This is a genomic window from Corynebacterium jeikeium (genome assembly GCA_003955985.1).
GTDB classification, from domain to species: domain Bacteria; phylum Actinomycetota; class Actinomycetes; order Mycobacteriales; family Mycobacteriaceae; genus Corynebacterium; species Corynebacterium jeikeium_D.
Genome location: CP033784.1, coordinates 2,482,840 through 2,495,509, shown reverse-complemented (window position 1 = coordinate 2,495,509; position 12,670 = coordinate 2,482,840). Strand labels below are relative to the sequence as shown.

Annotated in this window: 11 protein-coding genes; 4 read left to right on the top strand and 7 right to left on the bottom strand. The window is 57.9% G+C overall.

The features are described 5' to 3' along the window. Positions 1 to 3 precede the first annotated feature (3 nt). Together EGX79_10970 and EGX79_10965 are read right to left on the bottom strand one after the other, a co-directional pair. Entirely contained in the window at positions 4 to 747 is a 744-nt protein-coding gene (locus EGX79_10970) for an ABC transporter ATP-binding protein (GenBank protein AYX82817.1), read from the bottom strand. Positions 748 to 815: 68 nt separating this feature from the next. Then, positions 816 to 1,847, bottom strand: coding sequence for a 23S rRNA pseudouridylate synthase (locus tag EGX79_10965; protein AYX82646.1), 1,032 nt, complete (start codon positions 1,845 to 1,847; stop codon positions 816 to 818). 297 nt (positions 1,848 to 2,144) lie between these two features. On the opposite strand from EGX79_10965, the gene EGX79_10960 reads away from it, so the two are divergent. From EGX79_10960 to EGX79_10950, 3 genes are all read left to right on the top strand, one after another. Then, positions 2,145 to 3,044: a universal stress protein gene (locus EGX79_10960; GenBank protein AYX82645.1), complete on the top strand. Its 900-nt coding sequence runs from the start codon at positions 2,145 to 2,147 to the stop codon at positions 3,042 to 3,044. A gap of 344 nt (positions 3,045 to 3,388) precedes the next feature. Next, entirely contained in the window at positions 3,389 to 3,682 is a 294-nt protein-coding gene (locus tag EGX79_10955) for a GlsB/YeaQ/YmgE family stress response membrane protein (GenBank protein ID AYX82644.1), read from the top strand. 377 nt (positions 3,683 to 4,059) lie between these two features. Beyond that, positions 4,060 to 4,680: a TetR/AcrR family transcriptional regulator gene (locus EGX79_10950; protein ID AYX82643.1), complete on the top strand. Its 621-nt coding sequence runs from the start codon at positions 4,060 to 4,062 to the stop codon at positions 4,678 to 4,680. Positions 4,681 to 4,732: 52 nt separating this feature from the next. Here EGX79_10950 and yidC read toward each other — a convergent pair whose 3' ends face one another. From yidC to EGX79_10930, 4 genes are all read right to left on the bottom strand, one after another. Then, positions 4,733 to 6,091 carry a membrane protein insertase YidC gene (gene yidC / locus EGX79_10945; GenBank protein AYX82642.1) on the bottom strand — a complete coding sequence of 453 codons (1,359 nt, stop codon included), beginning with the start codon at positions 6,089 to 6,091 and terminating at the stop codon, positions 4,733 to 4,735. 196 nt (positions 6,092 to 6,287) lie between these two features. Next, positions 6,288 to 6,641 (bottom strand): Lsr2 family protein, encoded by a 354-nt coding sequence (locus EGX79_10940; protein ID AYX82641.1) that lies wholly within the window; start codon positions 6,639 to 6,641, stop codon positions 6,288 to 6,290. 348 nt (positions 6,642 to 6,989) lie between these two features. Continuing rightward, on the bottom strand, positions 6,990 to 8,756 hold the full coding sequence (locus EGX79_10935; GenBank protein AYX82640.1) for an alkaline phosphatase: 1,767 nt from the start codon (positions 8,754 to 8,756) through the stop codon (positions 6,990 to 6,992). Positions 8,757 to 8,907: 151 nt separating this feature from the next. Next, positions 8,908 to 9,687, bottom strand: coding sequence for a hypothetical protein (locus EGX79_10930; GenBank protein AYX82639.1), 780 nt, complete (start codon positions 9,685 to 9,687; stop codon positions 8,908 to 8,910). Positions 9,688 to 9,860: 173 nt separating this feature from the next. On the opposite strand from EGX79_10930, the gene EGX79_10925 reads away from it, so the two are divergent. After that, positions 9,861 to 11,681, top strand: coding sequence for a recombinase RecB (locus EGX79_10925; protein ID AYX82638.1), 1,821 nt, complete (start codon positions 9,861 to 9,863; stop codon positions 11,679 to 11,681). A 4-nt stretch (positions 11,682 to 11,685) separates the two neighbouring features. On the opposite strand, the gene EGX79_10920 is transcribed toward EGX79_10925, so the two are convergent. Then, a complete protein-coding gene (locus EGX79_10920) occupies positions 11,686 to 12,531 on the bottom strand; it encodes a crotonase/enoyl-CoA hydratase family protein (protein ID AYX82637.1) in 846 nt (281 codons plus the stop codon). Positions 12,532 to 12,670 lie beyond the last annotated feature (139 nt).

Genomic DNA, 12,670 nt, shown 5'->3' with positions numbered 1-12,670 from the left:
TTCCTAAAGATTCTCAATATCTGCCATGCGCGCCAAAATATCGGCGGGCGTGGGGTTGCGAAGCTCGTCAACCACGCGGCCATCCGCGAGGAACACAACACGGTCTGCGTAGGACGCGGCGGTGGCATCATGCGTCACAATGACAACGGTCTGGCCGATGTCATCAACCGCATCGCGGAGAATCGTCAACACCTCACGGGATGAGTTCGAGTCCAAGTTGCCCGTCGGCTCATCTCCAAAGATGATCTCCGGCCGGCTGACAATGGCACGCGCACAGGCGACACGCTGCTGCTGGCCACCGGACAGTTCCGAGGGGCGGTGCGTAAGCCGTTCTTTAAGCCCGAGGCGCGTGGTGATTTCCTCGAACCACTGCTTATCCACCTTACGACCAGCGATATTGATAGGCAGGGTGATGTTCTCCGCCGCTGTCAACGTCGGCACCAAGTTGAAGGACTGGAACACAAAGCCCAGGCGGTCACGCCGCAGCGCCGTAATCTCCTTGTCCGACAGCTTCGACAGTTCCGTCGTGCCGATGTACGCGCTTCCCGACGTCGCGGAGTCCAAGCCGGCCATGCAGTGCATCAATGTCGACTTACCCGACCCGGACGGCCCCATAATCGCGGTGAACTCACCAGCGGCAAAAGAGATATCGACATGGTCCAGTGCAGTAACAGCGGCATTGCCGACACCGTACTTCTTGGTGAGCCCCTCAGCGTAGGCCGCCGCTGGTGGGGCGGAATGCTTCAAAGAAGACTCAGCGGATGATTTGGTGGGGCGTTTTGCATGCTTGGCAGACATGGGGGAGGGGCTCTCTTCTAATTAGATTTGATCAACGGCGAATTAATATCCGGCAGCGAAAGCGGATTGAAAACGCTGCGGCGGGAATGGAACGTTCGTTGTTCACCAGTCACGGGGTCAGCGAAACTCATTTCTACACAGACCAGGTGCAGGGGCTCCGAGGTATTCTCGGCCTCCAGCGGCAGAATCTCCGGGTAGTACTGGTCACCCAGGATGGGAAAGCCCAGTTCACTCAAGTGCAGCCGCAGCTGATGAGTGCGTCCGGTGATGGGTTTCAATTGCCACAGCGCAACGCGACCACTGTCGGCAGCGAGGCCGTCGGCGTCCGAAGGCACGTCGACAAGCGAAATGTGCTCGATGATGGTGTGGGCGTTTGGCTCGCCCTCGAGAGTATAAGCCTGCATTTGGCCAGCAATTTTGTGCTGTCGTGTGCGCAATTCCAGTGGGGTCTCGGGCAGGGCTTCGCTGGTCGCGCCAGCGATGGGTGTGGGCGATGTCAGTGCGTGGTAGCGCTTAGTGACTTCCCCCGATGCGAAAAGCCCCTGGTAGGCGCCACGAACTTCGCGCCGGGCGGTAAAGATGAGCAACCCCGACGTCAGTCTGTCGAGGCGATGCGCGGGAACCAACTCCGGATTTCCCAGCTCCCGCCGCAGGCGTACGACAGCGGTTTCCGTGATGTGTCGGCCGCGTGGCATCGTTGCCAAAAACGACGGCTTGTCGACGACCACAAGGTTGTCATCTTGAAAGACAATCGGCATCGGCCCCGCGATTGTGCGCTCCGGTGCCGGGGTGCGGTAAAACCACATTTCCGCGCCGGGCTTCACCATGTCATCTGGACTGTAGGGCACTGAGTTGGCGCGAACGACGAGCCCATCTGCAAAACGCTTGGCCACAGCCGTTTCATCATCGTCTGGGTGGCGGTGGGTTTGACCTGCGATAGCGCCTGCGAGCAGATCCCACGCACGGGTGGGGGCATCGCCACGACGCCCGGGAGCGGCGATGCGGGAGGGGTTGAGCCCATCGCGAATGGGCAGTGGCATGCGACGCATACGGCTGACTTTAACAGGTGCCCCGGATTCACCCGGCGGGCAAGCGGAGCTGCTGGCGCAGGGCTGTGTTGGTACCGCCCCTAATGGCGTAGGTGGACAACATTCTGCCCTGTCGGTCGCAACATAATGGGGGTAGGGTGGAGGTGAAAGTAATAAAAGGGTTGGCTCGGAAGAGTTGACTAAATAGCAAAGCTTGTCCATTAAAATGGCGTCCAAGCAGGTGCGATAGGTGTAGCTGCGTTGCGGTCGGGCCGCGGAGAGCCAATTTTTATGGATCGCATAATAAGGAGGCAATCAATGCCAAGGCAGAACATCATTGTGTGCGCGGTCGATGGCTCGGAGGCATCCAAGACCGCCGTCAAGTGGGCCGCTAACACCGCAGTGAAGCGCGGTGAGCCGCTCCGTCTGGTCAGCAGCTACTCCATGCCGCAGTTCCTCTACGCAGAGGGCATGGTTCCGCCGCAGGAGCTTTACGACGATCTTGAGGCCGAGACCCTGGAGAAGATTAACGAGGCCAAGAAGATTGCCCTCGACTTCGCACCGTCGGTAGATGTCAGCCACCAGATTGAAGAGGGCAGTCCGATTGACATGCTGCTCGACCTGTCTGAGCAGGCAACCATGGTGGTTATGGGCTCTCGCGGTCTGGGTGGGCTCTCTGGCATGGTCATGGGTTCGGTTTCCGCCGCTGTTGTTTCCCACGCATCGTGCCCGGTTGTTGTTGTCCGCGAGGACAACCTGGTAACCGATGAGACCAAGTACGGTCCTGTCGTTGTCGGTGTCGATGGCTCCGATATTTCCGAAAAGGCAACGGAGTACGCATTCCGTGAGGCCGATGCTCGTGGTGCCGAACTGATTGCGGTTCACACCTGGATGGACATGCAGGTACAGGCTTCCCTGGCTGGCCTTTCTGCAGCTCAGAGCCAGTGGCAGGTTGTGGAAGAGGAGCAGAAGGCTCTGCTCGGCCACCGTCTGGAGAAGTACGCTAAGAAGTACCCGGAAGTGGCCATCAAGAAGGTTGTTACCCGCGACCGCCCGGTTCGTGCTCTGGCTGATGCCTCGGAAGGCTCGCAGCTGCTGGTCGTCGGCAGCCACGGCCGCGGAGGTTTCAAGGGCATGCTGCTCGGCTCCACTTCGCGTGCACTCCTGCAGGCGGCTGCTTGCCCGATGATGGTCGTCCGCCCGGAGACTGACGCCTAAAGCGCCCTTCGAGGGGGCTGAGAAAAGACGCCGGCGGCGGTCGTCGAGGCGCGGTTAGCGCCGAGAGTAGAAACCGTTACCGAATATTTATAAGTAGAACCTAGCCGGTTTCCGACAGGTGTCGGGGCCGGCTTCGGTTTATCCAAATGAGGCCTCTCGTCTGCATAAACCCTGTTTTCATGCAGAAAGTGCAGATTTTATAAGAGTTTTCCTGTGGCTATCCGACTGTTATCTCGCTAGTTTCTCAGTGGCCGAAATGGCCTGATAGTGCTTGCAGTGTATGCAAGAGTTTTCGGAAAGACTTATAGTTGAGTCAGAACGATTTCGGGAAAGGAATATCTATCATGAACGAGATTCTTCTTGCTGCCTCCTTTAGTCCCACGATGGGCTTCATCAGCTGGATTATCATCGGTGGTCTTGCCGGCTGGATCGGCTCTAAGATCATGAACACCGATGAACAGATGGGCGTCGTCCTGAATATCGTCGTTGGTATCGTCGGTGGTTTCTTGGGCGGTTGGCTGCTCACCCTGTTCGGCGTTGATGTCGCCGGTGGCGGAAAGTTCTTCAGCTTCCTCACCTGTCTGCTCGGCGCCGTGATCCTGTTGTGGATTGTCGGCCTGGTTCAAAAGCGCAAGTAAGCCAAGCAAAACAGCGCGACTATGCACGAAGCGTCGTAACGCTGCTATCTACTGGATAGTGAGCTAGAGCGCGGGGCATCTCATCAACATTGAGATGCCCTTTTTTTGTTGTGCGGTTGTCGTGACGTTGGCGTTCTGCGATTGTCGCGACATCTGTTGGGGGCGGCAATCATCGCACGCTAAAGTAGGACTAGAGGCTGAAAGACTGACTAGTTTGTTCTTTTACAAAATCACAGTCGCAGATACGCCTACAATGGAATATCACAGACTATGAACGCCCTGTTCAGTGCTCTGAAAGCAATGGCGCTAATGCCGGTGTTTGCGAGTAAGCAGCTGTTAGAACGGGGTGTGACTTTGGAAGGACGAGAGGTACTGCCGTGGCAGAAGCGACAACGGGCAAGGGCGCAAAAGGCGGCCGCGCTTCCTCTCGCCGTCGTAACCGCCCCAGTCCGCGGGAGCGCCTCCTGGCATCAGCGACAACTCTGTTTACAACAGAGGGTATCCGCGTTGTCGGCATTGACCGCATCCTGCGGGAAGCTGATGTGGCCAAAGCCAGCCTGTATTCGTTGTTTGGATCCAAGGACAAGCTAGTCATTGCATATCTGCAAGACCTCGACGCCAAATGGCGGGAGGCTTGGGAGCAGCGAGTGGCCTCGTTGGATACCCCGGCGGAGAAGATTCTCGCGTTCTTTGATCAGTGTATTGCGGAGCAGCCGGCAATCGACTTCCGTGGTTCACACTTCCAGAATGCGGCTAGTGAATATCCGCGGCCGGAAACGGAGTCGGAGCAGGACATCCGTCAGGCCGCAGCCGATCACCGTTCCTGGGTTTGGCAACAGCTACACACGCTGCTGACTGAAAATGAATCTAGTATGCCGTCTGCTCACGCAAATATGCTGTTGCTCTACCTCGACGGCGGCCTCGCGGGTGCCAAGATGTCCAAGGATCTGAACCCGCTGCAGATGGCGCGCGACCTGGCCCGTGACTTGGTCACGTAAATACCTAATTCCCTTTTTTAACGCGCCCTAGTTCTCGCCTTTTGCTCACGGGCTAATCCCGGAAGCGTTTCCAGTCCGACTCCTTTGAGCCGGTGGCTTTCTTAACCATATTCTTCGTATTCTGGCCGAGCAGCATTCCCAGGTTCTTTGCAATCAGAATTGGTTTCGGCCGCTTCTGCGCCTTTTGTGCTTTCTCGGCTTGTCGTTTCATGTCTGCCCGCACTTTAGCCAGGCCGGGAAGCGGCGGAACTATACCCGAGGAAATCTTCATATCCTGCGTCAGGGACGGCAAATTGTCCTGAGCGCCAGGCCTCATCTGGGTCACCATGTAGCGAACCTTCGCAATTTTCAAAGCCTGGGCATATTCTTCGTCCTGCTTTGCTTTACGACGGTCCCGCGATTCCTTCTCAATAGCGGCATATTCGCTCTTATACTGCTTTATTTTCCACGGAGCGAATGCGGATTTGATATAAAAGCGACGCTTGGCCTGCTTTAACTTCTTCTTTTCTTCCCGCTCCGATTCGTATTCACCCTTTTGGTGGTTTTGCAGAGTTCGGAAATCGTCCGTGAGTGGGTAGGTCTTTTCTACATAGCGGGTGAGAATAATATTTTGGGTCAGTGTCCAGAAGTTATTGGTGACCCAGTAGACAATTAGAGCCACAGGTGTTGGGCCAAAGAACCCCGCGAAGAGGATCATCAGCGGTGCGTAGATAAGCATTACGCGCATGAACTTGCTGAGGAATACACTGACGCTATTGGAATAGTCGAGAGTGCGCTGCAACCGGCGGTAGGAAATGACCAAGTTAAAACCGGTGAAAATGGCCGCTGCCACGATGCCGATAATGCAGAAAGCTAACAGCGAATCATGATTGCCCCCAAGGATTTGTAGTTGCTCCGGGTCCATGCGCAGATACGCGGGTAGAGGCTGCCCCAAGAATGTCGCGCTCAGGAAGTCGGAAATCTCATCCTTAGAGATGAATCCGACATTATGAGACGCAGGCAGTCCAGGCCCCTCAGACGCCCGCAGCATGTGCCTCAGCATGCGAACAAGGCCCATAATCACGGGAATCTGGACGAAGAGGGGCGCCAGCATTACGGAGGTCTTAATACCTTCGGCTTTGCGCATTTCCTTGCTGGCAAAGTTTACGTATTGTGGCGAGTTCGGCTCGATGCTCCTGCGGTAGCGCTCCTTGAGTATAAAAAGCTGCGGCCGTAGGTTGGCCGTCTTGCGCGCCGAGATAAATTGCTGGAACGCGAGAAACGCCAGAGCGCCACGCACCGTAAACACCAGCAGGAAGAGAGAAAGCGTCCAGGACAGAGAAGATGGCAGGTGAAACACTGAGGCCAGTAAAAGGTGCCACGCCTTAAGGACAAACGAGACCAGCCAAACAAATGGTTCCAAAATAACCACGGGCCGACTCCTCCATGTCAAGGATAAGAAAAGTAAGACAACCGGATTAGGCCGGTGTGCCAATTCCAGCCGCTATCCTAGCGACTCGAATCACCTGCCCCAACTTTAAAACAGGGCCCCGCTGTGGCGGGACCCTGTTTTAAAGATAGTAAACCTGGGTGAAACCCAGTGGAAGGCAAACGAACCTGGGTGAGAACTAGTTAGCGCTCTCGTACTTTTCAATAATGTGCTTTGGCAGCGCACCGCGGTCTGCAACATCCATGCCATTCTCTCGTGCCCACTGGCGAATCTTGCGATTGCGATCACGGGCCTCAGCGGCATTGGGATTAGCGGAAGAGCGCTTACGCGGAGCTACAACCGTGCTGTGATCAATAGAAGCGTTCGCAATATACGGTTCTAATACCTGCTCGAACTTCTCAGCATTTTCCTGAGAGAGGTCGAGAATGTAGTTCTTACCGCGGAAAGAGAAACGAACGACTTGGTGATCTGCGGAATCAAGCGGAGTCCCATCGAGGTCGTCGATGTACTGAATTAGTTCGCGGCGTGCCATAGAATCCCTGCCTAAGCTTGGTGCTGAACTTGTAATAATGAAGAAGGCTTACGGTGAAACTTCAATACGGTGAAATTTCAAATTAATATCAAGCCCTGTTTTCTTTCCCCCACAGTATAAGTGCAAAGAAATTTAATGTCTATTGACGATAATTGAGTTAGATTGTGCAACTTATATCGAATACATGGTTTGTTAATAATTCGATTAATTGTGCACAAGAACTTGGGGTAATAAAAAGACGGCCCTGCATGTTGTGCAGGGCCGTCGTGAACAGCAACTACGCTACTGAGAGCGCAATGCGGGGTGCGCTCTCAGTGGTCGTCGGAAAGCGAAAGGATGAGAAGGCGCTTAAGCCTGGGTCATGCCCTCACCAGGCTTGCCTCGGTAGGTAGCGGCGACGAAAAGTGGCTGGTTCGGTTCCTCCTTGACCTCGACGAGGCGGTACTCAGAGGTAACGTCCTCGCGGCCGAAGTAGACAGCGGTGTAGCCGTGGCGGTCGAACTCGAGGTAGTTGACGTACGGGTTCGCAGCCTTGAGTCCAGCGGTAGCAGCCAAGGAAATCGGGTTGTCCTGAGGCAGCTTCACAATGTCATCGATGTTCGGGGCGCTGACGGAAGTACAGACAATCTCAATGGCGGCAATACCGGCACTCGGGTACTGGCCCGGGACCTTCGGTACGTTGCAGTTCCAGGAGGAGTGAATATCGCCGGTGAGGAAGACAACGTTGTCGTAGCCCTCCTTACCCATGATGTCGATCAGCTTACGACGCTCAGCAGCGTAGCCATCCCACTGATCCAAGTTGTACGGCAGGCCGTCCTGAGGCAAGCTCAGCAGCTCAGTGACAGCGCGAGTGGCCTCCGGATCCAGCGGCGGAACCAGCACTGGAGTGAACATGACGGAGTTGCCCACGACACGCCACTTTGCGCTCGAGGAACGCCACTGGCCGAGCAGGTAATTGAACTGCTCAGAGCCGAGCATGGAGCGACTCTCATCATCGGTTTCGCCAGCGCGGATGAACTTCAGCTGCTGGTCACGGTAGGTGCGCAGGTCCAGCATGGTCAGGTCGGCGAGATCGCCGAAACGGAAGCTGCGGTAGAGCTTGCCGCCCTGGGAGAAGGGGACAGCGCGAACCGGCAGCCACTCCAGGTAAGCCTGGATAGCGGCGTCGCGGCGGGCAACGTAGTCGCCTTCGGTCTCCGGGTCGTGGTTCTCAGCGCCACTGTGCCAATCATCGTTGGCGACCTCGTGGTCATCCCAGGTCACAATCCACGGCTTTGCGCGGTGAGCTTCCTGCAGGTCCGCATCGGTGCGGTAGGTGGCGTAGCGCAGGCGGTAGTCAGCGAGAGAAATAATCTCGTGAGCCGGCTTGTGGTCACGAACCGGGCCCTTGCCGGAGTAGCCACCGGCCTCGTACTCGTAGATGTAGTCACCGACACACATAATGATGTCGATGCGGTCATTTTCCGCCATATCGCGGTAAGCGGAGAAGAAGCCACTTTCCCAGTTAGCGCAGGAGGTCAGCGCGATGCCCAGGTGATCTGGCGAGGAGTTCACCGGCGGCGCAGTGCGAGTCTGGCCAATCGGGGAAACCTGGCCCGCGTGATTACCAGCGGTGACGGTAAAGCGGTAGAAGTAGTAGGAATCAGCGGAGAGACCCTTGACATCGATCTTGACGGTGTTGTCAGCATCCGGGTCGGTGTTCAGGGCACCAGAGGCAACGATGTTGCCGAAGCCCTCATCAGAAGCGACTTCCCACTTCAGTGCAACAGGGCGGCCCTGGTTTGCACCTGCGGTGTCGCCTGGGTGCGATGTCACACGAGTCCAGATAAGAACGGAGTCCGGCAGTGGATCGCCAGAGGCCACACCGTGTTGGAAGACCTGAAAACCACCAGAACCGCCAGCATTAGCTGGGGACTGCGACTCAGGATTGGCCCCCGCACTAGTAGCGGTCGCCAGGCCGATGGCGCCAGCAGCAGCACCGGTAGCGCCGGCACGCAGTACGGCACGACGAGTAGGGGTGAATGGCTTTTGGGCTGTTGCGTCGCTGTTCGAGACTGCGCCGTTCAGATCCGAGGCTGCAGTCTGAGATTTATCTGAAGATGGCATAGCCCTCATTACAGTAGTTCTCAGTCCGTAGCGCCATCGGAGGGAGAAAATAGCCCGATACGGGGGTACTAAGAGCGAAAGCGCGACTATTGCTGCTCAACAACAGTCGCGCTTAGTTCGACGAATCTCGGCGAGTGGCCTTAACCCGAAGCGGCCAGGTTTACGCGCCCAGCTCCGAAATGATCTGGCGATCCAGAGAATCCAGCTCTGCGGTAATGGAGTGGTGTGCGCGACGACGCTGCTCCGGGGTCATCTTCTCGGCAGTGTTAATGGCGTCAGTCATGACATCCAGACGCGAGTTGGCGTCCTTGATAAAACCATCGGTACCCTTGACACCCGACTTACGCAGCTCTGTCAGTGAACCACGAGTGGCCTCAATGCGGGCCAGCAGCGGCGCACCGTGCCCCTGGTAACGAGCGGCATCATTAGCGGAAACACCGAACTTCTGCGCGGCCGAAGAGTGTTCACGGCGCTGAATGGCAGTGATGGCGCGGTAGGCCAGCGGAACCAGCACCGGTACCAGCAGGCGTGCGCCACCGATCCACGACTTTGCCTTGTCCTTGTTGAAGCCCTGGCTGCGCTGCTGTTGCAGGATCTTCTCGGCCATCTTGGTCTGGTGGCGCTGCTTGGCGGCCAGCGCCTTCTTCTCGTCCTTGGCACTCGCCTTGCGGATCTTCTCCGCGCGCTTCAGAGCACGGTTTTCCAGCTTGAGTTCCTTCTTACCGAGCTTTTCCTCAGAACGAACGCGGCCAGCGGCCTCCTTCAGCTCCAGCTTGTGTTGGTGCTTCTGGTCGCGCTTAGCGGCCTTGACCTCAGCCTTATGTGCCTTGCGATTAAGTCGAGCTGCGTGGCGAGCCTCTTCCTTAGCCTTCGCCTTGGCAGCCTTCACCTGCTTGGCGGTTTCGCGCCGACGCTCACGGATGTCACCCAAGAAGCTCATTTTTTCCTTCGCCTAGTTGCTCGCAGATAGTCCCTCCGGAAAAGTGGGGCGGAAAACCCGTAAACCCCACCGCGCCGGAGTGCGCTTGCCAGATGCAGTGGCTGCATCACGATTCTTGCTATCCAAGCTTAACGTGAAACTTCCTACCGAGTGGCGATACGCTAATTCTCATTGTGACTGATTCATCCGTTTCGCGCCCGCTTCTCCACGCGAGCGACCTCATCGGCTGCCGCTACCGGCTGAGCCTCGACCTCCGCGAGGGGCGGCTAGTCGAACCTGCTTCTCACCATGAGCACCGCTTGCCGACGTCCATCGCGTCCATCCCCGGCCTGTACACAGTGGCCTCGGGACCGGACGCTCACCTGGATACCCTTGAGGCCATCGCCCGCGGAGAAAGCGTCATCACCGGTGGCGTGCTCATGCATGAGCGTCCGATTCCCGGTGGGGTGTACTCGGGAATCGACGAGATTTGCCACCCCGATCTGCTGGTCAAGGTCGATGATTCACCACAGACGACCTCACCGACGTACATGCCGGTCCTGGTTGTCACACGGCACCTGCTCTCTGCGCGCAAACCGGGCCGGCGGCGTAAGCCGTCGTCAAGCAATGCGGCGCGTGCGGCGGCGATGAAGGTGCGACTGCTGGGCGTTGATCGGCTCGGGCGTGCTGGCGTGATGGGGCGGACCCTGCGTCAGGCGATGGTTGTCACGGACGAGTGGAAGCTACGGCATTACGGACCCGATGCTGTGAAGCTTGGGCAGGCAGCGGCGATACTGCACCGCCTGGGCGTGTCCTGTGGTCTGGTGGGGGCGATTAGTGCCACCGGGATGAACCTGGATACACGGCATATTGTCATTGCCGATGAAGGTTCGCGCGTGGCCTCGTACCGGATGGCGTTGCGGGATGCGCGTGATGCCGTCGCTGCCACTCAGGGGCGACCGTCACGGTTTACGCCAGGCACCTGGCCGCTGGCGCCACGGCGCATCCGGGAGTGCCGAACCTGCCGTCACCACGACCTTTGCTTGGATGAGCTGACCGCAAGTGACGATATTTCCCTCCTCCTACCTGGCGATAAGTCCATGCGGTTGCGCAGTGTGGGCATCGACACAGTCACGGCACTGGCGCAGGCCAGTACCAACACTCCGCACGTCAGCAAGGAGCAGGTGTGGATGGCGAGGGCGCGGCTTGCCGACGTCGACGCGCTCCGGGTAGCCGCTAAGACATCGGCCACGCGTGGCGATATTGAGATGGATATCGATATGGAGGCGTACCCCAACGATGGCGCCTACCTGTGGGGAACGTGGGTGCCTGGGGAGGACTACCGCGGGTTTATCACCTGGGAGCCACCGGGGCCAGAAGGGCTCGGTGGCACGGCAGAGGCCAGGAACTTTGCGATTTTCTGGGATTACCTGATGCGTCGTCGAAATGCGGCGCATGAACAAGGCAAGACCTTCCGCGCCTATTGCTGGGCGGCAGAGGGTGAGAACTATTGGCTGCGTCAGAGCGCCACCCGGTTCGGCGGCCAGGAATTTGTGGTGCCCGCAGATTCGGCGGAGCTGGCTACAGGCGATGCGGCTGGTTCCAGTTCCGAGGCAGCTGGCCCGACAAAGATTGTGCGGGTGCCGACCCGCGAAGAAGTGGACAAGTTCATTGCCTCGGAGGACTGGGTGGACATGCTGAAGGTCGCCCGTCGCCAGATCCTCTCCACCGTCGGCATGGGGCTTAAAGTCGTGGCCCCGTGGTCGGGCTTCCACTGGCGCGACGCCGATGTTGACGGCGAGGCATCGCTGGATCTGTATCGCATTGCGACGGCCACTGACCTTGACTTTGTCTCGGAACAGTCCTTTGAAAAGCTCACGCAAGCCGAGGCTCGCGCCATGCTGCTGCGCTACAACGGCGATGACTGCCGATCGGTAGCCCACGTCCGCGACTGGCTGGATTCACAGCGCGCGGCCGCGGACCTGCCGCATGGGGATGACCTGCCGGTTCCTTAGCGCGCTAACCACGCGCCCACGTGCCGCGCCGGGCGAACTTAGGTGAGACCTTCTTCATCGCAGCATTGCGAATAATGGCCGTGTTCTTGCGGGCTAACAGCAGCAGCTGCTGTGTGCGCTCGGCACGGAATGTTGCGCGAGGAGAGCGGTGCACATCGCGGAAAAGCCGCTTCGTCGCCGCCAGCTGATCCGGCGAGCGTGTCGCCAGCTGTGCCAACTTCTCCTTGGACAGCTTGAGTGCAGCGTCCTCCGTGTCCACGGCCCACGTCGCCAGACCGATCTCAGTTGCTTCCTTGCCGTTGAGTTCTTCGCCAGACATGGTCAGCCAACGTGCAGTATCGGCGCTGACCTCATCGAGGATGGTTCGCATACCGGACATATCCGGAATCAGTCCCCACTTCGCTTCGAGGATTGACCACTTGGCATCGCTCGTAGTAATGCGGAAATCAGCACCTAGTGCAATCTGTAGACCACCGCCGTAGCAGTGCCCATGCACCGCCGCAATGACCGGCACCGGCAGGCCTCGCCAGTCCCAGCAGGCGCGCTGGAACAGGTTTGTGCCGTGGATATCGGGGACGAATGAGCGCAGGATGCGTGAGGGCTTCTTAAATGCCGAGGCGAAATCGAGTCCAGCGCAAAACGATTTGCCCTCGCCACGTAGGATTACGCCACGCAGATCACGGTCAGCTGCCAGTTTCCGGGCGACGGCGGACAGCTCGGTCAGCATCTCAAGTGTTAGACCGTTGAGTTTGTCTCCGCGGTCCAAACTGACGACAGCGATTTTCGCCGCCTCTGAATCAGCTACGGCGAGGTGTTCATAGGCGACGTTGACATTGTTGCTGGTGTTCATGGGCACTAACGCTAAACGACGGCTACGTGTGCCGCCCGGGAAATACCAAAAGTGGTCTCAAACAAGACACAAAAAACCGACCCGCTGAGGGTAAGCCCCGTCAGCGAGCCGGTAAGCCATCTTTAGCGCGCGGCAGGGA